This window comes from Pseudomonas sp. HB05 (assembly GCF_016756915.1).
GTDB lineage: Bacteria > Pseudomonadota > Gammaproteobacteria > Pseudomonadales > Pseudomonadaceae > Aquipseudomonas > Aquipseudomonas alvandae.
In genome coordinates this window covers 57,683-78,559 of sequence record NZ_JAESPG010000003.1, presented here as the reverse complement: position 1 = coordinate 78,559, position 20,877 = coordinate 57,683, and the positions used below count along the sequence as shown (strand labels likewise).

Annotated in this window: 25 protein-coding genes; 12 read left to right on the top strand and 13 right to left on the bottom strand. The window is 60.7% G+C overall.

Annotation, left to right across the window (positions count from 1 at the left end; translation table 11 throughout):
• Position 1: 1 nt before the first annotated feature.
• Positions 2-721: a DUF4198 domain-containing protein gene (locus JMN22_RS04485; RefSeq protein ID WP_198797766.1), complete on the top strand. Its 720-nt coding sequence runs from the start codon at positions 2-4 to the stop codon at positions 719-721.
• Positions 722-925: 204 nt separating this feature from the next.
• On the opposite strand, the gene hisC is transcribed toward JMN22_RS04485, so the two are convergent.
• The 10 genes from hisC to JMN22_RS04435 all read right to left on the bottom strand — a co-directional run bounded on the left by hisC (position 926) and on the right by JMN22_RS04435 (position 8,886).
• Positions 926-1,978, bottom strand: coding sequence for a histidinol-phosphate transaminase (gene hisC, locus JMN22_RS04480; protein WP_198797767.1), 1,053 nt, complete (start codon positions 1,976-1,978; stop codon positions 926-928).
• A 1-nt stretch (position 1,979) separates the two neighbouring features.
• Positions 1,980-3,305 carry a histidinol dehydrogenase gene (hisD, locus tag JMN22_RS04475; protein ID WP_030139866.1) on the bottom strand — a complete coding sequence of 442 codons (1,326 nt, stop codon included), beginning with the start codon at positions 3,303-3,305 and terminating at the stop codon, positions 1,980-1,982.
• 123 nt (positions 3,306-3,428) lie between these two features.
• Positions 3,429-4,064, bottom strand: a complete 636-nt coding sequence (hisG, locus tag JMN22_RS04470) for an ATP phosphoribosyltransferase (RefSeq protein WP_030139865.1) — start codon at positions 4,062-4,064, stop codon at positions 3,429-3,431.
• Positions 4,065-4,192: 128 nt separating this feature from the next.
• Positions 4,193-5,458, bottom strand: coding sequence for a UDP-N-acetylglucosamine 1-carboxyvinyltransferase (murA, locus tag JMN22_RS04465; RefSeq protein ID WP_030139864.1), 1,266 nt, complete (start codon positions 5,456-5,458; stop codon positions 4,193-4,195).
• A 22-nt stretch (positions 5,459-5,480) separates the two neighbouring features.
• Positions 5,481-5,720 (bottom strand): BolA family protein, encoded by a 240-nt coding sequence (locus JMN22_RS04460; protein ID WP_003221710.1) that lies wholly within the window; start codon positions 5,718-5,720, stop codon positions 5,481-5,483.
• 113 nt (positions 5,721-5,833) lie between these two features.
• Positions 5,834-6,151, bottom strand: a complete 318-nt coding sequence (locus tag JMN22_RS04455; protein WP_206768628.1) for an STAS domain-containing protein — start codon at positions 6,149-6,151, stop codon at positions 5,834-5,836.
• Entirely contained in the window at positions 6,148-6,801 is a 654-nt protein-coding gene (locus JMN22_RS04450; protein WP_030139862.1) for an MlaC/ttg2D family ABC transporter substrate-binding protein, read from the bottom strand. Before JMN22_RS04450 ends, JMN22_RS04455 begins: the two co-directional genes overlap by 4 nt.
• 11 nt (positions 6,802-6,812) lie before the next feature.
• Positions 6,813-7,280: an outer membrane lipid asymmetry maintenance protein MlaD gene (mlaD, locus tag JMN22_RS04445; protein ID WP_030139861.1), complete on the bottom strand. Its 468-nt coding sequence runs from the start codon at positions 7,278-7,280 to the stop codon at positions 6,813-6,815.
• A complete protein-coding gene (gene mlaE, locus JMN22_RS04440) occupies positions 7,280-8,077 on the bottom strand; it encodes a lipid asymmetry maintenance ABC transporter permease subunit MlaE (protein ID WP_030139860.1) in 798 nt (265 codons plus the stop codon). The genes mlaD and mlaE overlap by 1 nt, the downstream gene beginning before the upstream one ends.
• On the bottom strand, positions 8,077-8,886 hold the full coding sequence (locus JMN22_RS04435; protein ID WP_030139859.1) for an ATP-binding cassette domain-containing protein: 810 nt from the start codon (positions 8,884-8,886) through the stop codon (positions 8,077-8,079). Before JMN22_RS04435 ends, mlaE begins: the two co-directional genes overlap by 1 nt.
• A 274-nt stretch (positions 8,887-9,160) precedes the next feature.
• On the opposite strand from JMN22_RS04435, the gene JMN22_RS04430 reads away from it, so the two are divergent.
• From JMN22_RS04430 to JMN22_RS04385, 10 genes are all read left to right on the top strand, one after another.
• Positions 9,161-10,135, top strand: a complete 975-nt coding sequence (locus tag JMN22_RS04430; RefSeq protein ID WP_030139858.1) for a KpsF/GutQ family sugar-phosphate isomerase — start codon at positions 9,161-9,163, stop codon at positions 10,133-10,135.
• Positions 10,135-10,659 (top strand): KdsC family phosphatase, encoded by a 525-nt coding sequence (locus JMN22_RS04425; protein WP_030139857.1) that lies wholly within the window; start codon positions 10,135-10,137, stop codon positions 10,657-10,659. Before JMN22_RS04430 ends, JMN22_RS04425 begins: the two co-directional genes overlap by 1 nt.
• 7 nt (positions 10,660-10,666) lie before the next feature.
• Positions 10,667-11,239, top strand: a complete 573-nt coding sequence (gene lptC / locus JMN22_RS04420; protein ID WP_030139856.1) for an LPS export ABC transporter periplasmic protein LptC — start codon at positions 10,667-10,669, stop codon at positions 11,237-11,239.
• Positions 11,226-11,774: a lipopolysaccharide transport periplasmic protein LptA gene (lptA, locus tag JMN22_RS04415; protein ID WP_030139855.1), complete on the top strand. Its 549-nt coding sequence runs from the start codon at positions 11,226-11,228 to the stop codon at positions 11,772-11,774. Before lptC ends, lptA begins: the two co-directional genes overlap by 14 nt.
• Positions 11,774-12,499: an LPS export ABC transporter ATP-binding protein gene (gene lptB, locus JMN22_RS04410; RefSeq protein ID WP_030139854.1), complete on the top strand. Its 726-nt coding sequence runs from the start codon at positions 11,774-11,776 to the stop codon at positions 12,497-12,499. The genes lptA and lptB overlap by 1 nt, the downstream gene beginning before the upstream one ends.
• A 163-nt stretch (positions 12,500-12,662) precedes the next feature.
• A complete protein-coding gene (locus tag JMN22_RS04405) occupies positions 12,663-14,156 on the top strand; it encodes an RNA polymerase factor sigma-54 (RefSeq protein WP_030139853.1) in 1,494 nt (497 codons plus the stop codon).
• Positions 14,157-14,232: 76 nt separating this feature from the next.
• Positions 14,233-14,541 carry a ribosome hibernation-promoting factor, HPF/YfiA family gene (gene hpf / locus JMN22_RS04400; RefSeq protein WP_030139852.1) on the top strand — a complete coding sequence of 103 codons (309 nt, stop codon included), beginning with the start codon at positions 14,233-14,235 and terminating at the stop codon, positions 14,539-14,541.
• Positions 14,542-14,553: 12 nt separating this feature from the next.
• Positions 14,554-15,018 carry a PTS IIA-like nitrogen regulatory protein PtsN gene (ptsN, locus tag JMN22_RS04395; protein ID WP_030139851.1) on the top strand — a complete coding sequence of 155 codons (465 nt, stop codon included), beginning with the start codon at positions 14,554-14,556 and terminating at the stop codon, positions 15,016-15,018.
• Positions 15,019-15,020: 2 nt separating this feature from the next.
• Complete coding sequence (rapZ, locus tag JMN22_RS04390; RefSeq protein WP_030139850.1) at positions 15,021-15,878, top strand: RNase adapter RapZ; 858 nt, start codon at positions 15,021-15,023, stop codon at positions 15,876-15,878.
• A 15-nt stretch (positions 15,879-15,893) separates the two neighbouring features.
• Entirely contained in the window at positions 15,894-16,169 is a 276-nt protein-coding gene (locus tag JMN22_RS04385) for an HPr family phosphocarrier protein (protein ID WP_030139849.1), read from the top strand.
• Positions 16,170-16,272: 103 nt separating this feature from the next.
• Here JMN22_RS04385 and pmbA read toward each other — a convergent pair whose 3' ends face one another.
• A complete protein-coding gene (gene pmbA / locus JMN22_RS04380; RefSeq protein WP_030139848.1) occupies positions 16,273-17,619 on the bottom strand; it encodes a metalloprotease PmbA in 1,347 nt (448 codons plus the stop codon).
• A 153-nt stretch (positions 17,620-17,772) separates the two neighbouring features.
• On the opposite strand from pmbA, the gene yjgA reads away from it, so the two are divergent.
• On the top strand, positions 17,773-18,297 hold the full coding sequence (gene yjgA / locus JMN22_RS04375; RefSeq protein ID WP_014336624.1) for a ribosome biogenesis factor YjgA: 525 nt from the start codon (positions 17,773-17,775) through the stop codon (positions 18,295-18,297).
• Positions 18,298-18,453: 156 nt separating this feature from the next.
• Here yjgA and tldD read toward each other — a convergent pair whose 3' ends face one another.
• Together tldD and JMN22_RS04365 are read right to left on the bottom strand one after the other, a co-directional pair.
• Positions 18,454-19,896 carry a metalloprotease TldD gene (tldD, locus tag JMN22_RS04370; RefSeq protein WP_003197828.1) on the bottom strand — a complete coding sequence of 481 codons (1,443 nt, stop codon included), beginning with the start codon at positions 19,894-19,896 and terminating at the stop codon, positions 18,454-18,456.
• A gap of 5 nt (positions 19,897-19,901) precedes the next feature.
• Positions 19,902-20,765, bottom strand: coding sequence for a carbon-nitrogen hydrolase family protein (locus JMN22_RS04365; protein ID WP_198797768.1), 864 nt, complete (start codon positions 20,763-20,765; stop codon positions 19,902-19,904).
• Positions 20,766-20,877 lie beyond the last annotated feature (112 nt).

Genomic DNA, 20,877 nt, shown 5'->3' with positions numbered 1-20,877 from the left:
CATGAAATACCCCAAGACCTTCGCCCTGCTCGGCCTGTTCCTGGCCACCCAGGCTTCGGCCCACGGCCTGTGGACAGAGCAACGACGCGGCAACGTCGAAGTGATCTACGGTCATGGCGCCGAGGACAACGCCTTCAAAGCGCAGAAAATCAGTGGCGCCTGGGCCTACGACCTGGCAGGCAAGATGATTCCGGTCACGGTGGAACGCTTGCCAGACCACGCTCGCCTGCAGCCTCTCAAGCCGCCGGCCGTGCTGGCCGTCGCATTGGACAATGGCATGTGGTCGCAGACCGCTGACAAAAAATGGATCAACGAAGGCCGCAGCAAGGTGCCCGGGGCGATCGAGTCGACCCAGACCTTCAAGTACAGCCTGGCGATCTATGAACCGGGGGCGAAGCTGCCGAAGCTGGATCAGATCAAATTCGTCATCGTGCCGGAAATCGACCCGCTGATCGTCGGCCCCGGGCAGTCGTTACCGGTGCGGGTGCTGCTTGATGGCAAACCGGCGGCGGGGGTGAAATTGGTGGGGGACTACCGTAGCGCGCCGGGCACTGTGAGCACCGAAACCGATGCCGAAGGCCGAGCCAAGGTACTCGTGCGCAATGAGGGGCTGAACGTGATCGCCGCGCAGATGGAAATCCCGCTCAAGGACAACAAGGATGTCGCGACGCGCGGGGTGTTTACCTCGCTGACATTCCTTGGCGAGCCGCATCACGAGTAAGCGCTGAAATTGTGGGAGCTGATCTGGCCACTATCGCGAGCAAGCTCGCTCCCACAAAGGACTTCAGTGTCGCTGATCGTTAGGACGCCCTGAAATCAATGTGGGAGCGAGCTTGCTCGCGATGGCGTTGGGTCAGTCATCCTGGCGTTAACTGACACACAGCCTTCGCGAGCAAGCCCGCTCCCACAGGATCCATGCAGGGCTTTAGAGCTCGCCTAGGGCGTCGATCAGCGCCTGGTTCTGCTCCGGCGTGCCAATGCTGATCCGCAGGAACTGCGCGATGCGCTCCTGCTTGAAGTGCCGCACAATCACGCCTTGCTCACGCAGCTTCGCCGCCAGTCCCGCCGCGTCGTGCTTGGGATGGCGAGCAAAGATGAAGTTGGCCGCCGACGGCAGCACTTCAAAGCCCTTGGCTTGCAACTGGGCCACCACCCATTCGCGGTGCTCGATGACCAACCGGCAGGTGCGGTCGAAATACTCACGATCGTCGAATGCCGCCGCGCCGCCGACATTCGCCAGCCGATCCAACGGGTAGGAGTTGAAGCTGTTCTTGATCCGCTCCAGCGCTTCGATCAGGTCCGGATGGCCCACCGCCAAGCCCACGCGCAAGCCCGCCAGCGAGCGAGACTTGGACAGGGTTTGCGTGACCAGCAGGTTTGGATAGCGGTCCACCAGGCTGATGGCTGTCTCGCCACCAAAATCGATATAAGCCTCGTCCACCACGACCACTGAATCCGGGCTCGCCTTGAGGATCTGCTCGACCGCTTCCAGCGCCAGCAGGCAACCGGTCGGCGCGTTCGGGTTGGGGAAAATGATCCCGCCATTCGGCTTGGCATAGTCCGCCGGGGCAATGCGGAATTGCTCGTCCAGCGCAACCGCGTCGAACTGGATACCGTACAGCCCGCAATAGACCGGGTAAAAACTGTAGCTGATGTCCGGGAACAGCACCGGCTGGTCGTGCTGCAGCAGGCCGTGAAAGATGTGCGCCAACACTTCGTCCGAACCATTGCCCAGGAATACCTGGTTGGTTTGCACACCGTAATACCGGGCGACGGCGCCTTTCAGCAGGTCGCTGTTGGGGTCCGGATACAGGCGCAGATTGTCATTGAGTTCGGTCTGCATCGCCGCGAGGGCCTTGGGCGACGGGCCGTAGGGATTCTCGTTGGTGTTGAGCTTGACCAGGCGGGTCAGCTTCGGCTGTTCGCCGGGCACATACGGCACCAGGTCCTTGACGAACGGGCTCCAGAATTTACTCATTTCAGTTCCCTTCCTGTTCGTCTTTGATGCGGTACTCGGCGCTGCGGGCGTGGGCGCTCAGCGATTCGCCACGGGCCAGCACCGAGGCAGTCTTGCCCAGTTCGGACGCGCCCTGCTCCGAGCAGAAAATGATCGATGAGCGCTTCTGGAAGTCATACACCCCCAGCGGCGACGAGAAGCGCGCGGTGCCGGAAGTGGGCAGTACGTGGTTCGGACCGGCGCAATAGTCGCCCAGCGCCTCGGAGGTGTGGCGGCCCATGAAGATCGCACCGGCATGGCGAATCTTCGGCAGCCAGGCTTGGGGATCGGCAACCGACAACTCCAGGTGTTCCGGCGCGATGCGGTTGGCGACTTCGATGGCCTGCTCCATGTCATCGACCTTGATCAGCGCACCACGGCCATTGATCGAGGTGTTGATGATTTCGGCGCGGTCCATGGTCGGCAGCAGCTTGTCGATGCTGGCGGCGACCTTGTCGAGGAACTCGGCGTCCGGGCTGACCAGGATCGCCTGGGCGTCCTCGTCGTGCTCGGCCTGGGAAAACAGGTCCATGGCGATCCAGTCCGGATCGGTCTGGCCGTCACACACCACGAGGATTTCCGAAGGGCCGGCGATCATGTCGATACCGACCTGGCCAAACACGTGGCGCTTGGCGGTGGCGACATAAATGTTGCCCGGGCCGACCACCTTGTCCACCCGCGGCACGCTTTCAGTGCCGTAGGCCAAGGCGGCCACGGCCTGGGCGCCGCCGATGGTGAACACTCGGTCCACACCGGCGATACACGCGGCAGCCAGCACCAGTTCGTTGATTTCGCCACGTGGGGTCGGGACGACCATGACCACTTCGGTCACGCCGGCGACCTTGGCCGGAATCGCGTTCATCAGCACCGAGGACGGATAGGACGCCTTGCCGCCCGGCACATACAGGCCGGCGCGGTCCAGCGGCGTGACCTTCTGGCCAAGTACAGTGCCGTCGGCCTCGGTGTAGCTCCACGAATCCTGCTTTTGCCGTTCGTGATAACTGCGCACCCGGGACGCGGCTTTTTCCAACGCTTCACGCTGGGGCACGGTGATTCGGGTCAAGGCCAGTTCCAGGCGCTCGCGCGGCAGGATCAGGTCGGCCATCGAGGCAACTTGCAGGCCGTCGAACTTCTGGGTGAATTCCACCAGGGCCGCATCGCCACGCTCGCGCACGGCCTTGATGATGTCCAGCACGCGCTGATTGACCGAATCGTCGGACACGCTCTCCCAGCTCAGCAGATGATCCAGATGATGTGCGAAATCCGGGTCGGCAGCGTTGAGTCGGCGAATCGAGGTGGGAGCGGTCATAGCGAGGGCCTCATTAATGGCAAATGCTCAGGCGCCCTAAGCTACCAGTCCATTCGCGTGGGCACCTGAGAAAATTGGCTATGACGCGGATAGACGGGCGCGACTCAAGGTCGCGCAGGTGAATCAGCCGCGGTGTCGCGATTCCACTGCCTTGCGCAGGGTATCGATCAGAGCCTGGATACGGGCGTGCTGCATTTTCATCGAAGCCTTGTTGACGATCAGCCTGGAGGTGATGTCGGCGATGAAATCCTGGGGCTCCAGGCCGTTGGCTCGCAAGGTGTTGCCGGTGTCGACCACGTCGATGATCTTGTCCGCCAGGCCGATCAGCGGCGCCAGCTCCATCGAGCCGTAGAGCTTGATGATATCGACCTGGCGGCCTTGTTCGGCGTAGTAGCGCTTGGCGACGTTGACGAACTTGGTCGCTACCCGCAGGCGCCCCTTGGGTTCGGCTGCGCCAACCTTGCCAGCGGTCATCAGCTTGCAGCGGGCGATGCGCAGGTCCAGCGGCTCGTACAAGCCCTGGCCGCCGTATTCCATCAAGACGTCCTTGCCGGCAACGCCCAGGTCGGCGGCACCGTGTTCCACGTAAGTCGGCACATCGGTGGCGCGCACGATCAACAAGCGTACGTCGGCCTGGGTCGTGGGGATGATCAGCTTGCGGCTCTTGTCCGGATTCTCGGTCGGCACGATGCCTGCTTCAGCCAGAAGCGGCAGGGTGTCGTCAAGGATGCGGCCCTTGGACAGTGCGATGGTCAACATGGGAAACGTCAGTCCTTATCAAGGTACTCATGCCCGGTCGCAAGCGGCGCCGGACACACATCGAGGGTGAAACCACCCTCGATCTGAAACGAAATCAAAGGCGCGTCCTTGCGCCCATGCAGCCTGGACTAGCCCGGTACGCGGCGGATCTTGGCACCGAGCATCTGCAGCTTCTCTTCGATGCACTCGTAGCCACGGTCGATGTGGTAGATGCGGTCGATCAGGGTGTCGCCTTCGGCGATCAAGGCCGAGATCACCAGGCTGGCCGAGGCACGCAGGTCGGTGGCCATGACTGGCGCGCCCTTGAGTTTCTCAGTGCCGGTGACGATGGCGGTGTTGCCTTCGACTTGGATCTTGGCGCCCATGCGGTGCAGCTCATAGACGTGCATGAAGCGGTTTTCGAAGATCGTCTCGATCACCGCGCCCGTGCCTTCGGCAATGGCGTTGAGGGAGATGAACTGCGCCTGCATGTCGGTTGGGAACGCCGGATACGGAGCCGTACGCACGTTGACGGCTTTTGGCCGCTTGCCGTGCATATTCACTTCGATCCAGTCTTCGCCACAGGTGACTTCGGCGCCGGCTTCCTTGAGTTTTTCCAGGACCGCTTCAAGGATCGTCGGATCGGTGTCCTTGACCTTGACGCGGCCACCGGTGACGGCGGCGGCAACCAGGTAGGTACCGGTTTCAATACGGTCCGGCATCACTTTGTAAGTGGCCGAGTGCAGGCGCTCGACGCCATCGATGGTGATAGTGTCGGTGCCGGCACCGCTGATCTTGGCGCCCATGGCAATCAGGAAGTTCGCCAGGTCGACGACTTCGGGTTCGCGAGCGGCGTTTTGCAGCACGCTGCGGCCCTTGGCCAGTGCAGCGGCCATCATGATGTTCTCGGTACCGGTCACGCTGACGGTATCGAAGAAGAAGTGCGCACCGCGCAAGCCGCCTTCCGGCGCCTTGGCCTTGATGTAGCCACCTTCGACGTCGATCACCGCGCCCATGGCTTCCAGGCCACGGATATGCAGGTCCACCGGACGCGAACCGATGGCGCAACCGCCAGGCAGCGCCACTTCGGCCTCACCGAAACGGGCGACCATCGGCCCCAATACCAGGATCGAGGCACGCATGGTCTTCACCAACTCGTACGGTGCGATCAGGGTCTTGATGGTGCGTGGGTCGATTTCGACGGCGAGCTTCTCGTCGATCACAGGCTCGATGCCCATGCGACCGAACAGCTCGATCATCGTGGTGATGTCGTGCAGGTGCGGCAGGTTGGCCACGGTCACCGGGCCATCGCACAGCAGGGTCGCGGCCAGGATCGGCAGCGCGGAGTTCTTTGCCCCGGAGATACGGATTTCGCCATCAAGGCGAACGCCGCCGGTAATAATCAATTTATCCATAAGAATCTCGACGCCCTTGGGCTCAGGTGCGCTCGGCCCAGGCCGCGCGGCTGAAAAATTTCATAGTGACCGCGTGGATGCTGCCATCGGCGATCCATGGGTTCAAATGGGCATAGATGCTCTGCTGACGCTTCACCGGGCTCAACGCCGCCAGTTCATCGCTGATCACATTCAGCTGGAAATTGCAGCCTTCGCCCTCAACTTCCACCTGCGTACCAGGCAGCTTTCCTTCAAGGAAGCTCTTCACTTCTACAGCCTGCATGCTCAACCTCAATCGGCGCCCTGTGCGCACGGGTCGCACATCATACAAAAAAGCCCCTCGCCTGCGAACCCCGCGAAGCAGGACTCTGACGGGGGGCTTTTCAACGATGTGGATCAGGGGTGCGCCAACAGCTCGGTCAATTCGCTGACCTGGGCTATCTCGCGCATGTCTTCGGGCATCCCTCGGATGCTCCATGTCTTGCCGGCGGCCTGGGCATCGCGCATGAAGCACAGCAAAAGCGACAACCCGACGCTGCTGGACTTCTGCACGGCCGAGCAATCAATCACCAGCTCGGCTGCTTTTGCCGACTTGATCAACGCCTGGCCCTGCTTGCGCAGACCCGGGCCGGTGCGGTAGTCCAGCACGCCGCTGAGCAGCAGCTCGCCGGCCTCGCCCAGGCGAATGTCGGACGCGCTCACCGACTCGCTCATTGTTCCTGCTTCTCTTTGGCTTCTTCGGTCACTTCCTTGGCCTTGGCGACTTCACCGGCCCAGCCGTCGATGGTCTTGTCCAGGTCATTGCCATTGCGCTGCATGGCGTCGGCGAACTGGTCACGGAACAGCTTGCCGATGTTGATGCCGTTGATGATCACGTTGCGTACTTTCCACTCGCCATTGATTTTCTCGAGTGTGTAGGACACAGGATAAACGGCGCCATTGTTGCCCTTGACCTGCATGTCAACGCTGGTGCGGGTGCCGCTTTCATCCTTGGCCGGCGAAACGGTGATGCCCTGGTTGTTGTATTCCAGCAATGCGTTGCCATAGAACTGCATCAGGCTGCGCTTGAAGTTTTCCTGGAAGCGGGTCATCTGCGCCGGGGTTGCCTTGCGCGAGTACTTGACGGTCATGATGCTCTTGGAGATGCCATCGGCGTCTACCACGGGGCCGACAATGCCATTCAGCGCGTCGTAGAACGCGCTTGGGTCCTGCTTGTATTTCTCTTTATTGGCGGCAAGGTCCGCCAGCAATCGAGTAGTGGTGTCCTGGATGATGTCGTGCGCCGAAGGCGCCGCCACGGCATTGCCCATCAGCGGCAGGGCCGCCAGCAGGACCAGCAGGCTGCGTCGCAGGATAGAGATCATTCAAAAGCTCCTCATTTGGCGTCTTTGCTAACGGTATTGAGCAGGAATTTACCGATCAGGTCCTCGAGCACCAGCGACGACTGCGTATCGTGGATGGTCCCGCCGTCCTTGAGCAGGGTGTCTTCCCCGCCCACGCTGATCCCGATGTATTTCTCACCCAACAGCCCAGCGGTGAGGATAGATGCAGTGGAGTCAGTCGGCAGGTTATCCACGCGCTTTTCCAACTGCAGCGTCACCCGCCCAGTAAAACTGTCACGGTCCAGATCGATTGCCGTGACCTTGCCGATCGTCACACCGGCCATGGTCACCTTGGCTCTGACCGTCAAACCGGCGATATTGTCAAAATAAGCATAAAGTTTATAAGTATCGGTGCTCGCGGTTGGCGCCAGTCCACTGACCCGCAAGGCCAGCAGCAGCAAAGCCAGGATGCCAGCCAGCAAGAAAAGGCCGACACCGATTTCCAGGGTGCGGTTTTGCATCAGAAATCTCCAAACATCAAGGCGGTCAGAATAAAGTCAAGGCCCAGTACGGCCAACGAGGCGTAGACCACGGTCTTGGTTGTGGCACGGCTGATCCCCTCTGACGTGGGCTCACAGTCATAACCTTGAAACACGGCGATCCAGGTGACCACGAAAGCGAATACGGCACTCTTGATCACACCGTTGAGCACATCGTCGAGGAAGTCGACGCTGTTCTGCATGTTGGACCAGTAGGAGCCTTCATAGACCCCCAGCCAATCGACGGCGACCCACGAGCCTCCCCAGATCCCCACGACGCTGAAGATCATCGCCAGCACCGGCAGGGAAATGAAGCCGGCCCACAGGCGCGGGGCGATGATGTACTTGAGTGGATCGACACCGATCATTTCCAGGCTGGACAACTGCTCGGTGGATTTCATGTTGCCGATTTCGGCGGTCAGCGCCGATCCGGCACGCCCGGCGAACAGCAGTGCGGTCACCACCGGGCCAAGCTCGCGCAACAGTGTCAGCGCAACCATCTGCCCGACCGCCTGCTCCGATCCATAGCTGGACAGGATACTGAAGCCCTGGAGCGCCAATACCATGCCGATGAAAATCCCCGAGACGACAATGATGACGAGGGACATCACCCCGACCGAATGCAGTTGCTTGACCAGCAGGCCGAAACCTCCGCCGGTCGAATTGCGGCCGAGCAAGGCGTGCATCAGGAACAGCGAGGAACGCCCAAGCACCGCCACCACGTCGATGCCGGAGCGACCGAACAGGCGAATTCTTTCGATTAACGATTTCTTGCGCATCAGCGCTTCCCCAGCAAGTCGGTACGGTAATCCGTGGCCGGAAAATGGAACGCCACCGGACCGTCCGGGTCCCCCTTCATGAATTGGCGAATGCGCGGGTTGTCCGAATCCTTCAATTCCTGCGGTGTGCCCTGTCCCAGCACCTGGCCATCACCGACGACATAGATGTAGTCGGCGATACTGGCGGTTTCGGCCAAATCATGGGAAACCACAATGCTGGTGATGCCCAGCGCATCGTTCAGCAAGCGAATCAGGCGTACGAGCACGCCCATGGCAATGGGGTCCTGCCCAACGAAGGGCTCGTCATACATGAGGATTTTCGGGTCGAGGGCAATCGCCCGCGCCAAGGCCACCCGACGCTTCATGCCGCCCGACAGCTCGTCCGGCATCAGTTCCAGGGCGCCGCGCAGCCCGACTGCCTGCAATTTGAGCAGAACGATGTCGCGGATCATTTCCTCCGGCAGCTCGGTATGGACACGCAGGGGAAACGCCACGTTCTCGAACACATCGAGGTCGGTAAACAGGGCACCGCTCTGGAACAGCACCCCCATGTCCTTGCGCGCATCGAACAGATCGCTGCGCGACAATTTCGGAAGGTTCTGGCCATTGACCCAGACTTCGCCGGCACTGGGACGCAGTTGCGCGCCCATCAGTCGCAGCAGCGTTGTCTTTCCGCACCCGGAAGGTCCCATGATGCCGGTCACCTTACCGCGCGGGATGCGAATATCGATGTCATTGAAAATGCTGCGCGTCCCTCGCTTGAAGGACAGTCCCTTCAGCTCGACCGCGTAAGCGTTGTCGGCACTCATCTAAACTCCTTGCGATGCAGCCTCATATTCGAGTGCTCCGGCCTGCCGACAAAAACGCCGGTACCGCCGGGCACACGAACCGGCGGCGAACTATATCACTGCAACCATCAGGCGCCCAAGGCCAACCCCCGGCCCGTTAAGCCCGGCTTAAGGTAAAACGCCACATTTTATGTCCGGCCTCGCGCCGTTCGAGCAAACGCATGACGAACTAACGTGAGGGAATCGCTCATTACCGCTATAATCGCCGCCTTTTCATTGGGCTATACGATCTGACATGAACCAATCCAGCGACCTGATTCAATCGGCACAACGTACTGTCCGCCTCGAACTTGAAGCCGTACAAGGCTTGTTGCCCCGTATCGACGCTGATTTCGTACGCGCCTGCGAGATGATTCTGGCCAGCAAGGGCCGTGTGGTCGTGGTCGGCATGGGCAAGTCCGGCCACATTGGCAACAAGATTGCCGCCACGCTGGCCAGCACCGGCACCACGGCTTTTTTTGTTCACCCCGCCGAAGCCAGCCACGGCGACATGGGCATGATCACCCGGGACGATGTCATCCTGGCACTGTCCAACTCCGGCTCGACCAATGAAATCCTCACATTGCTGCCATTGATCAAGCGACTGGGCATCCAGATGATCAGCGTCACCGGCAATCCAGATTCACCACTGGCCAAGGCAGCCGAGGTGAACCTCAATGTTCATGTCGAGCACGAAGCCTGCCCCTTGAACCTGGCGCCGACCTCGTCCACCACTGCAGCCCTGGTCATGGGCGACGCCCTGGCCGTGGCCCTGCTGGAGGCCCGCGGGTTCACCGCCGAGGATTTCGCCTTCTCCCATCCTGGTGGCGCCCTGGGCCGTCGCCTGTTGCTCAAAGTCGAGAACGTGATGCACAGCGCAAACGAGCTGCCGCAGGTTCAACGCGGCACGCTGCTCAAGGATGCGCTCATGGAAATGACCCGCAAGGGCCTGGGCATGACCGTTATCCTCGAAGCCGACGGCAAGCTCGCCGGGATCTTTACCGACGGTGACCTGCGCCGTACGCTCGACCGCGCTATTGATATACGTAACGCAACCATCGATGAAGTCATGACCCTTCACGGCAAGACTGCGCGCCCCGACATGCTGGCCGCAGAAGCCCTGAAAATCATGGAAGACCATAGGATCAATGCACTGGTGGTAGTGGATGAAGAGGATCGCGCGATCGGCGCTTTCAACTTGTCCGACCTCCTTCGCGCTGGAGTAATGTGATGACGACCGACCTGCTGCAACGGGGCAAGAACATCAAGCTCGCCGTTTTCGACGTCGACGGTGTACTCACCGATGGCCGCCTGTATTTCCTCGAAGACGGCAGCGAGTTCAAGACCTTCAACACCCTCGACGGCCAGGGCATCAAGATGCTGATGGCCGCGGGCGTCCAGACCGCCATTATCAGTGGTCGCAAGACCCCGGTGGTCGAGCGGCGAGCGAAGAATCTCGGCATCCCGCACCTTTACCAGGGTCGGGAAGACAAGTTGGTGGTGCTGGACGAACTGCTGGGCCAACTCAATCTAAGCTATGAGCAGGTTGCCTACCTCGGCGACGATTTGCCGGACCTGCCGGTGATTCGCCGGGTCGGCCTGGGCATGGCGGTGGCCAACGCAGCCGCTTTCGTACGCGAGCACGCCCACGGCGTCACCACCGCGAAGGGCGGCGAAGGCGCCGCCCGCGAATTCTGTGAATTGATCCTGAACGCCCAGGGCCACCTCGAAGCGGCCAACGCCGCGTACTTGTGAGCCATTTATGTTAAGCAAGAAGATTCGCACCCTACTGGTGTTCGGCTGCATCGCCGCGATTTTTGCGGCGGTGGGCTACTGGAACATCAGCCCGGAACGCTTCCTTGACCCTTCCGTGACCAAGGTCGAGGAAAACGATATCGATTGGTATGCGACCAATACGCATACCCTGCAATATCTGCCAGACGGCAAAGTGCAGTACGAAATGACGTCTGACAAAGTCGACCATGTAAAGGCCAGTGATATAACACTGGTCACCAAACCGGACCTGAACATGTTCCGCGGCACTGAATTCCCGTGGCACGTGCAGAGCGAGCGCGCCGAGGTCAATCCCGGCGGTACCGAAGTCGAACTGATCGACTCGGTACGCATCGCCCGGACCGATGAGAAAAACCGTACGACCATCATCACCAGCAGTCGCATGACGGTCTTTCCGCAACGAGAATATGCGCAGACCGAGCAACCCGTTAGAATCGACGGCGCTGGCGGCGTGTCGACCGGCGTAGGAATGAAGGCGTATTTGAAGGAAAGCAGGATACACCTGCTATCGAAAGTAAGAGGACAGTATGAAGCTCGCTAAAACCCTCCCTATTTTGCTCAGTCTGGGCGCAGCACTGGGAAGCGCGAGCGCCTGGGCCCTCCCCAACGACCGCGACCAGCCTATCCGTATCCAGGCCGACGATGCACAACTGGACGACAAGAACGGTGTCGCCACCTATAAAGGTGACGTGATCATCACCCAGGGTTCGATGAAAGTGACCGGCAACACCGTGACCATCACCCGCACCCAGTCCGGCGATATCGACGTGGTGACTTCGGTGGGCAACCTGGCCTACTTCGAACAACTGCAAACCGCGGGCGACACCAAGCCTGTACAGGGTTATGGGGTTACCATCCAGTATCACGCCGCCCAGGACCGCGTTGTCCTGATCGACCGCGCCAAGGTTGTCGACAAGGACAACAACGTGACCCAAGGCGAGAAAATCGTCTATGACACGGTCAAGAAACTGGCCAGCGCGGGTCGTGCCACTGGCAGCAAGGTCACCGAGGCGCGTCCGCGTATCGACATGGTGATCCAGCCGAAAAAGAAAACCGACGAGCAAAAGGCCCAGTAATGGCAACTCTGAAAGCCCAACACCTGGCCAAGAGCTACAAGAGCCGCCAGGTTGTGCGCGATGTCAGCCTGTCCATCGAGAGCGGCCAGATCGTTGGCCTGCTCGGCCCCAACGGCGCGGGCAAGACGACCTGCTTCTATATGATCGTCGGCCTGGTCCAGGCCGATCAGGGCCGCGTCCTGATCGACGACCTGGACGTCAGCCACCAGCCGATGCACGGCCGGGCGAAGGCCGGGATCGGCTATCTACCGCAAGAAGCCTCGATCTTCCGCAAACTGTCGGTTGCCGACAACATCATGGCCATCCTCGAGACCCGCAAGGAACTCGACAAGGCCGGCCGTCGACAGGAACTGGAAAGCCTGCTGCAGGAATTCCACATCAGCCACATTCGCGACAACCTGGGCATGAGCCTGTCCGGTGGCGAACGTCGCCGCGTGGAAATCGCCCGTGCCCTGGCCACCGCGCCGAAATTCATCCTCCTCGACGAACCGTTCGCCGGCGTGGACCCGATTTCGGTCGGTGACATCAAGCAGATCATCCATCACCTCAAGGCCAAGGGGATCGGCGTGCTGATCACCGACCACAACGTGCGCGAGACGCTGGATATCTGCGAGACCGCCTACATTGTCAATGACGGCCAGTTGATTGCCGAAGGCGACTCCGCGACTATCCTGGCCAATGAACTGGTCAAGGAAGTGTATCTGGGTCACGAGTTTCGCCTGTAAGCGCAGATGTCTGGTGCATCGCCGGGCGTCGCCAATTTTATTGTGGCGACGCTCTAGGCAAACACCTCAGTTTCAGGCATATAATTTGCTTAAGTTTGGCGCTCCGGCGCCCTTGTAGTGGATGGCGCATGTGCGCCGGCGAATAAGGTGTTAAGCCCCTGCCATGAAACCATCGCTAGTCTTGAGAATGGGCCAGCAGCTGACGATGACGCCGCAGCTGCAACAGGCCATCCGCCTGCTCCAATTGTCGACCCTGGACCTGCAACAGGAAATCCAGGAGGCCCTGGAGTCCAATCCGATGCTCGAACGCCAGGAAGAAGGCGACGACTTCGACAACTCCGATCCGCTGGCCGACAACGTCGAACAGAAAACCCCTGCCGAAATCCCGGAACCGTCCTATCAGGAAGCCGCCCCGACGGTGGATAACATCGAGGACGGCGAGTGGAACGAACGCATTCCCAACGACCTGCCCGTGGATACGGCATGGGAAGACGTCTACCAGACCAGCGCCAGCAGCCTGCCAAGCGGCGATGACGACGAGTGGGACTTCACCACCCGCACCTCCGCCGGCGAAAGCCTGCAAAGCCACTTGCTGTGGCAACTGAACCTGGCGCCGATGTCCGACACCGATCGCCTGATCGCCGTGACCCTGATCGATTGCATCAACAACCAGGGCTACCTGGACGAGACACTCGAAGAAATTCTCGAAGCTTTCGACCCCGAGCTCGACATCGAGCTGGATGAGGTCGAGGCGGTCCTGCACCGCATCCAGCAGTTCGAACCCGCCGGCATCGGCGCCCGCAGCCTGGGCGAATGCCTCTTGCTGCAACTGCGCCAGTTGCCCGCCAAGACACCGTGGCTGGCCGAAGCCAAGCGACTGGTCACCGACTACATCGACTTGCTGGGCGGCCGCGACTACAGCCAACTGATGCGGCGCATGAAACTCAAGGAAGACGAGCTGCGCCAAGTCATCGAGCTGGTGCAAAGCCTCAATCCACGGCCCGGCTCGCAGATCGAATCCACCGAGCCTGAATACGTTGTCCCCGACGTGATCGTGCGCAAGCACAATGATCGCTGGCTGGTGGAGCTCAACCAGGAATCGGTGCCGAAACTTCGGGTCAACGCCCAATACGCCGGTTTCGTAAAACGCGCCGACACCAGCGCCGACAACACGTTCATGCGCAACCAGTTGCAGGAAGCGCGCTGGTTCATCAAGAGCCTGCAGAGCCGCAACGAAACCCTGATGAAAGTGGCGACCCAGATCGTCGAGCATCAGCGCGGCTTCCTGGAATACGGTGATGAAGCGATGAAACCGTTGGTCCTGCATGACATTGCCGAGGCAGTGGGCATGCACGAGTCGACGATTTCACGGGTGACCACCCAGAAATTCATGCATACCCCGCGGGGAATCTATGAATTGAAATATTTTTTCTCCAGCCATGTCAGCACCTCGGAAGGCGGCGAATGCTCGTCCACGGCCATCCGCGCGATCATCAAGAAACTGGTCGCCGCGGAAAATCAGAAAAAGCCGTTGAGTGACAGCAAGATCGCTGGTTTACTGGAGGCACAAGGCATTCAGGTGGCCCGCCGTACCGTCGCCAAATACCGCGAATCCCTCGGGATCGCACCTTCGAGCGAACGCAAGCGGTTGATGTAACAGGCCACGCCACAGCGTTCCAGTGGCAGGCAACCCAGCCTGCCGCTTTATGCACTGGCAACGAAGGAGAAGCTGTATGCAAGTCAACATCAGTGGACACCAACTGGAAGTGACCGAACCCCTGCGCACCTACATCGGCGAAAAACTCGACCGATTGGAAAGGCATTTCGACAAGATCACCAACGTGCAAGTCACGATGTGCGTCGAAAAACTGCTGCAGAAAATCGAAGCCACGCTGCATATTCCCGGCGGAGAAGTGGTTGCCAACGCAGAGCACACAGACATGTATGCCGCGATTGACCTGCTGACCGACAAGCTGGATCGCCAACTCAAAAAGCATAAGGAAAAGACCCAGAGCCTCCTCCAGGGCGCAACCGGTCGTTAACCCCCCCAATCCATGATCCGACTAGAAACCATCCTGACCCCCGGCCGTTCCCAAGTGAACGCGCCGGGCGGCAGTAAAAAGAAAGCCCTCGAACAAATCGCCAACCTGATCCACCGCGAAGTGCCGGATCTGGAAATGCAGGATGTCTTCGAGGCACTGGTTGCCCGTGAAAAACTCGGTTCCACCGGTTTTGGCAACGGCATTGCCATCCCCCATTGCCGCCTCAAGGGCTGCGCCTCGCCTATCAGCGCGCTGCTGCACCTTGAAGCCCCCATAGATTTCGACGCCATCGATGGCGCCCCGGTCGACCTGCTGTTCGTCTTGCTGGTCCCGGAAGCCGCAACCGATGCGCACCTGGAGCTGCTGCGCCAGATCGCCAGCATGCTGGATCGCAAGGAAGTACGCGAAAAACTGCGCAGCGCCCCGAGCAACGAAGCCTTGTATCAGGTAGTCCTGGACGAGCAGAACGGCCATTAAACATGCGCATGATCATCGTCAGTGGCCGCTCCGGCTCAGGTAAAAGCACGGCCCTCAATGTGCTTGAGGACAGCGGCTACTATTGCATCGACAACCTGCCGGCTGGCCTGCTTCCGGAATTGGCCGAGCGCGCCCTGATCCACACCGAACTCGCGCAACCGCTGGTCGCCGTGTCCATCGATGCCCGTAACCTGCCCAGCCATCTGTCGCGATTTCCGGAATTGCTCGAAGAAGTTCGCAACCGGCATATCCAATGCGATGTGCTGTACCTGGATGCCGACGAAGAAACACTGCTCAAGCGCTTTTCAGAAACCCGTCGACGCCACCCGCTGAGCAACGCCAGCCGCTCCCTGGCTGAAGCGATCCATGACGAGAGCCAACTGCTCGGCCCCATCGCCGACCTGGCCGACCTCAAGGTCAACACCACGCACCTGAACTTGTACCAGCTGCGCGACACCATCAAGTTGCGCCTGCTGAACCAGCCTGAACCGGGAACGGCGTTTCTCGTCGAATCGTTCGGTTTCAAGCGCGGCATGCCGGTCGATGCCGACTTGGTGTTCGATGTTCGCTGCCTGCCCAACCCGTATTGGAAACCGGAGCTGCGCGAGCAGTCCGGACTGGACCAGCCAGTGGTCGATTATCTCGCTGCCCAACCGGACGTAGAGGAAATGTTCCAGGACATCTCCAGCTACCTCCTCAAATGGCTGCCCCGCTTCGCAGCGAGCAACCGGGCCTATGTCACGATCGCCATTGGCTGCACCGGTGGTCATCACCGTTCCGTCTACCTGACCGAGCGTCTGGGTCAGCTCCTGCAACAATCCCTGAAGAACGTCCAGGTTCGCCACCGCGACCTCAGCTAAAGGATTCACATCGCGATGCCTGCTCGGGAAATTGAAATCATCAACAAGCTGGGTTTGCATGCCCGGGCATCGGCGAAATTTGTGGGTGTGGCGGGTAAATTCCCTGACACCACGATCCGCGTCGGGCGCACGCCTGAAACAGCAGTCGACGGAAAAAGCATCATGGCGATGATGATGCTCGCTGCGGGCAAGGGCACCAGGATTCACTTGAGCACCGAGGGCGAACAGGCACAGGAAGCGATGGATGCCTTGGTCGCGCTGATCAACAATTATTTCGACGAAGGGGAATAACTGTGGCGAGGGGATCAAATCCCCTCGCCACACAGGAAATTCTGAGAACAAAAAAGGCGCGTCACCCAAATGGATGACGCGCCTTTTTTTTCGGCCCTGAATATCAGCTACCCGCCACCGTCATACGCTCGATCAACACCGAACCGGTGCGGATGTTGCTGCGCAGCTCCAGGTCGTTCCCCACCGCCACGATCTGCTTGAACATGTCACGCATGTTCCCCGCGATAGTGACTTCCTGGACCGGGAATTGGATCTCGCCATTCTCGACCCAGAAACCCGCCGCGCCACGGGAGTAATCCCCGGTGACCATGTTCAGGCCATGGCCCATCAATTCGGTGACCAGCAGGCCACGCCCCATGCGCCGCAACAATGCCGCCTGGTCTTCTTCACCGTGAGTGACGAACAGGTTGTGCACGCCACCCGCATTAGCGGTGCTCGGCATGCCAAGTTTACGGCCCGAATACGTACCAAGGATGTATGAAACCAGTTCACCGTTTTCCACGAACGGCTTGGCGTAGGTCGCCAGCCCATCGCCGTCGAACGCCGAACTGCCCATGGCTTGCATCAGGTGTGGGCGCTCGTCGATGGTCATCCATTCAGGGAAAAGTTTCTGGCCCAACGCGCCTTCGAGGAACGACGACTTGCGATATAGATTGCCGCCGGACACCGCCGACAGGAAGCTGCCGAACAGGCCTCCGGCCAATTCGGCGGAAAACAGCACTGGCACCTCGCAGGTCGGTACCGGCCGAGCGCCCAGGCGACTGGCTGCCCGTTGCGCGGCTTTCTGGCCGATGCTGACCGGGTCCGCCAGCAACGTGCCCTGGCGATTCACGTCATACCAGTAATCGCGCTGCATCTGGCCGTCGGCCTCGGCGATCATCACGCAGCTGAGGCTGTGGCGGGTCGATGCGTAACCGCCGATAAACCCATGGCTGTTGCCATAGACCCGGCAGCCCTGGTGGGTGTTGAGCGTCGTGCCGTCGGCATTCTTGATCCGGCTGTCGGCGTCGAATGCTGCGGCTTCGCAGCGCAGCGCTTGTTCGATGGCTTGCTCAGGCGTGATATCCCAGGCATGGAACAGATCGAAGTCCTTCAGATCCTTGCACATCAGCGCAGCATCGGCCAAACCCGAGGCCTCGTCTTCGGACGTGTGCTTGGCAATCGCCAATGCCGCGGCGACTGTTTCGCGAATAGCGTCAGGACCGCTGGCCGAGGTGCTGGCCGAGCCCTTGCGCTGGCCTACGTACAAGGTAATGCCGAAACCCTGGTCACGGTTGAATTCGACGGTTTCCACTTCGCGCTGGCGCACCGAAGTCGACAGCCCCTGCTCCAGCGATACCGCCACTTCACAGGCGCTGGCGCCCTGTCGCTTGGCCTCGGCGAGAATCTGCTCGACTTGTTCCTGCAGTGCCGGCAATGCCTGGGGGCCGACGCTTTGAACTGCACTCATGGTGTTCTCCACTCAAATTCTGCTTTCGGTAACGGTTTTGTACGCAAAGCGCCTGGACGTTTTTTCGTACAAACCCTTGGCCTTCGAGCGACCGGGCCGGACAACCGGCCCCCGACTGGTTATCATGGCGGCGTTTCTTTGCGGACTGCCACCATGGTTGATTCTTACGACGACTCCCTCTACGAGGGTGAAAAAAGCAAATCCCAGGTCAAACGCGAGCTGCATGCTCTGGTTGACCTCGGCGAGCGACTGACAACACTCAAGCCTGACTTGCTGGCCAAGCTGCCCCTGACCGACGCCTTGCGCCGGGCTTTGGCCGATGCGCCCAAGCACACCGCGAATATCGCGCGTAAACGGCACCTGCAATTCATCGGCAAACTGATGCGCGATCAGGACACTGACGCCATCCTCGTTCTGCTCGACCAGCTCGATGCCTCCACCCGGCAGTACAACGAACGCTTCCACAACCTGGAACGCTGGCGCGATCGCTTGATCGCAGGCGACGACGGCACCTTGGAAAAATTCGTCATCGACTACCCGGAGGCCGATCGCCAGCAATTGCGCTCCCTGATTCGTCAGGCCCAGCACGAACTGGCGCAGAACAAGCCACCGGCCTCGAGCCGTAAAATCTTCAAGTACATCCGTGAGCTGGACGAGACTCAACGCGGCCTGCGCTGATCGCCAACAGCTTTATTCCCTTGCCAGGGGTGGCGATTACCGTGGCGAGGGAGCTTGTTCCCGCTCGGTTGCGTTGCAACCGCATCGGGGCTACTGCGTAGCCCAGCGGGAGCAAGCTCCCTCGCCACAATGACTCACGCAAGCCCCTGAATATTTTCATGCCCCCGTGCCACCCACGGTAATCGCATCGATCTTCAGGGTCGGCTGGCCGACGCCCACCGGCACCGACTGCCCGTCCTTTCCGCATGTGCCCACGCCGCTGTCCAGCGCCAGGTCGTTACCGACCATCGACACCTTGCTCATCGCCTCCGGCCCGTTGCCGATCAAGGTCGCACCCTTGACTGGCGCAGTGATCTTGCCATCTTCGATCAGGTAGGCCTCGCTGGTGGAAAACACGAACTTGCCACTGGTGATGTCCACCTGGCCGCCGCCGAGGTTGGCGCAATAGATGCCCTTCTTCACCGACGCGATGATTTCCGCCGGATCGCTCTGGCCGCCCAGCATGTAGGTATTGGTCATGCGCGGCATCGGCAGGTGTGCGTAGGATTCGCGACGACCATTACCGGTGCGGGCTACGCCCATGAGGCGGGCATTGAGCTTGTCTTGCATGTAGCCTTTGAGCACGCCATTCTCGATCAATGTGGTGCACTCGGTCGGGGTGCCCTCGTCATCGACGCTCAGGGAGCCACGACGGCCGGCCAGGGTTCCGTCATCGACAATGGTGCAGAGTTTCGAGGCAACCATTTCGCCCATGCGTCCGCTGTAGGCCGAGCTGCCCTTGCGATTGAAGTCACCTTCCAGGCCGTGGCCGACGGCTTCGTGCAACAACACGCCGGACCAGCCGGAGCCGAGCACCACGGGCAAGGTGCCGGCCGGGGCCGGGATCGCTTCCAGGTTGACCAGCGCCTGGCGCAGCGCCTCGCGGGCGTAGCCCATGGCGCGGTCTTCGCTGAGGAAATAACGGTAGTCGGTACGCCCGCCGCCGCCATGACCGCCGCGCTCGCGCCGGCCGTTCTGCTCGACGATCACGCTGACGTTGAAGCGCACCAGCGGTCGCACGTCCGCCGCCAGGCCACCGTCGGTCGACGCCACCAGGATCCGCTCCCAGACCCCAGCCATGCTCACCGAAACCTGCTGGATACGCGGGTCAAGGGCGCGGGTCGCCACGTCGATACGCTTGAGCAGTTCGACTTTCTCGGCACGGCTCATGACTTCCAACGGATTGTCCGGTGCATATAGCTGGGCCACGTCCTGGCTGCTGAACGCCTGGACTGTGCCGTTCTGCCCGGCCCGGGAGATCGAACGAGCGGCACGGGCCGCGGCGCCGAGTGCTTCGAGGGTGATGGCATTGCTGTAGGCGAAACCGGTCTTTTCCCCGGACTGGGCCCGCACGCCCACGCCTTGGTCGAGGTTGAAACTGCCTTCCTTGACGATGCCGTCTTCCAGCGACCATGACTCGGAGATCTGGCCCTGGAAATACAGGTCGGCGGCATCGATGCCCGGACCGGCCAGGTCGCCCAGCACGCCTTGCAGACTTTCCAGGGTCACGCCGCCGGGGGCCAAAAGGTGTTCACTGACTGAGGACAACAACCCGCTCATATGTTTTACGCCTTGAATTCGTCGTCTTGGACAGGTCGCTGTCGGGCGCCCTGCGAGAAAAAGCGCCGGTGGTTCGCCACCGGCATGCGCGCCCGGATGGACGCCTGTTCGCTGCTGTCGCGCTTGGCCAGCAGCACGGCCTCGCCTTGATCCTGTTGTGCCAGCACGCGGCCCCACGGGTCGACAATCGCCGCGTGACCAAAAGTCTCCCTTGGCCCTGGATGCACGCCGCCCTGGGCCGCCGCCAGCACATAACACTGGGTTTCGATGGCCCGGGCGCGGATCAGCACGTCCCAATGGGCCGCGCCGGTCACCGCGGTAAACGCCGAAGGCGCGGTGATCAACTCGGCTCCGGCGGCCCGCAACTCGCTATAGAGCTCAGGGAAACGCAGGTCATAACACACCGTCAGGCCCACCCGGCCCACGGGAGTATCGGCAACGACCACGTTGCCGCCATAAGCATAGTCATCGGATTCGCGATAACGCCCGCGATTGTCCGCCACGTCCACGTCGAACAGGTGCAACTTGTCATAGCGCGCCACGATCTGGCCTTGGTCGTCCACCAGCAACGAACAGGCATGGGCCTTGGCCTCGGGCTGGTCCACGGGCGGCAACGGCAATGTACCGGCGACAATCCATAACCTGAGGTCGCGGGCGACCTGTTTCAACCAGGGCAGGATCGGCCCCTGACCAAAGGCTTCGTCGCGACCAATCTGCGCCACGTCCCGCCGCCCCATGGCGGCGAAATTTTCAGGCAGCACCGCCAGCCTTGCGCCACCCGCCGCAGCCTGCTCCAGCAGCACGCGGGCACGAGCCAGGTTGGCGAGCACGTCGCTTTGGCTGACCATCTGAATCACGGCGACTGGCATGGTGCTTCCCTCACTTTTTACATCACTGCCCCTGTGGGAGCGAGCTTGCTCGCGATAGCGGTGTATCAGTCACATTTTCCTTTGCTGACCCACCGCTATCGCGAGCAAGCTC

Bases quoted from the DNA above. Each gene is read 5' to 3' on its own strand.
- JMN22_RS04485 (WP_198797766.1), top strand. From the start codon at position 2: ATGAAATACCCCAAGACCTTCGCCCTGCTCGGCCTGTTCCTGGCCACC.
- hisC (WP_198797767.1), bottom strand. From the start codon at position 1,978: ATGAGTAAATTCTGGAGCCCGTTCGTCAAGGACCTGGTGCCGTATGTG.
- hisD (WP_030139866.1), bottom strand. From the start codon at position 3,305: ATGACCGCTCCCACCTCGATTCGCCGACTCAACGCTGCCGACCCGGAT.
- hisG (WP_030139865.1), bottom strand. From the start codon at position 4,064: ATGTTGACCATCGCACTGTCCAAGGGCCGCATCCTTGACGACACCCTG.
- murA (WP_030139864.1), bottom strand. From the start codon at position 5,458: ATGGATAAATTGATTATTACCGGCGGCGTTCGCCTTGATGGCGAAATC.
- JMN22_RS04460 (WP_003221710.1), bottom strand. From the start codon at position 5,720: ATGCAGGCTGTAGAAGTGAAGAGCTTCCTTGAAGGAAAGCTGCCTGGT.
- JMN22_RS04455 (WP_206768628.1), bottom strand. From the start codon at position 6,151: ATGAGCGAGTCGGTGAGCGCGTCCGACATTCGCCTGGGCGAGGCCGGC.
- JMN22_RS04450 (WP_030139862.1), bottom strand. From the start codon at position 6,801: ATGATCTCTATCCTGCGACGCAGCCTGCTGGTCCTGCTGGCGGCCCTG.
- mlaD (WP_030139861.1), bottom strand. From the start codon at position 7,280: ATGCAAAACCGCACCCTGGAAATCGGTGTCGGCCTTTTCTTGCTGGCT.
- mlaE (WP_030139860.1), bottom strand. From the start codon at position 8,077: ATGCGCAAGAAATCGTTAATCGAAAGAATTCGCCTGTTCGGTCGCTCC.
- JMN22_RS04435 (WP_030139859.1), bottom strand. From the start codon at position 8,886: ATGAGTGCCGACAACGCTTACGCGGTCGAGCTGAAGGGACTGTCCTTC.
- JMN22_RS04430 (WP_030139858.1), top strand. From the start codon at position 9,161: ATGAACCAATCCAGCGACCTGATTCAATCGGCACAACGTACTGTCCGC.
- JMN22_RS04425 (WP_030139857.1), top strand. From the start codon at position 10,135: ATGACGACCGACCTGCTGCAACGGGGCAAGAACATCAAGCTCGCCGTT.
- lptC (WP_030139856.1), top strand. From the start codon at position 10,667: ATGTTAAGCAAGAAGATTCGCACCCTACTGGTGTTCGGCTGCATCGCC.
- lptA (WP_030139855.1), top strand. From the start codon at position 11,226: ATGAAGCTCGCTAAAACCCTCCCTATTTTGCTCAGTCTGGGCGCAGCA.
- lptB (WP_030139854.1), top strand. From the start codon at position 11,774: ATGGCAACTCTGAAAGCCCAACACCTGGCCAAGAGCTACAAGAGCCGC.
- JMN22_RS04405 (WP_030139853.1), top strand. From the start codon at position 12,663: ATGAAACCATCGCTAGTCTTGAGAATGGGCCAGCAGCTGACGATGACG.
- hpf (WP_030139852.1), top strand. From the start codon at position 14,233: ATGCAAGTCAACATCAGTGGACACCAACTGGAAGTGACCGAACCCCTG.
- ptsN (WP_030139851.1), top strand. From the start codon at position 14,554: ATGATCCGACTAGAAACCATCCTGACCCCCGGCCGTTCCCAAGTGAAC.
- rapZ (WP_030139850.1), top strand. From the start codon at position 15,021: ATGCGCATGATCATCGTCAGTGGCCGCTCCGGCTCAGGTAAAAGCACG.
- JMN22_RS04385 (WP_030139849.1), top strand. From the start codon at position 15,894: ATGCCTGCTCGGGAAATTGAAATCATCAACAAGCTGGGTTTGCATGCC.
- pmbA (WP_030139848.1), bottom strand. From the start codon at position 17,619: ATGAGTGCAGTTCAAAGCGTCGGCCCCCAGGCATTGCCGGCACTGCAG.
- yjgA (WP_014336624.1), top strand. From the start codon at position 17,773: ATGGTTGATTCTTACGACGACTCCCTCTACGAGGGTGAAAAAAGCAAA.
- tldD (WP_003197828.1), bottom strand. From the start codon at position 19,896: ATGAGCGGGTTGTTGTCCTCAGTCAGTGAACACCTTTTGGCCCCCGGC.
- JMN22_RS04365 (WP_198797768.1), bottom strand. From the start codon at position 20,765: ATGCCAGTCGCCGTGATTCAGATGGTCAGCCAAAGCGACGTGCTCGCC.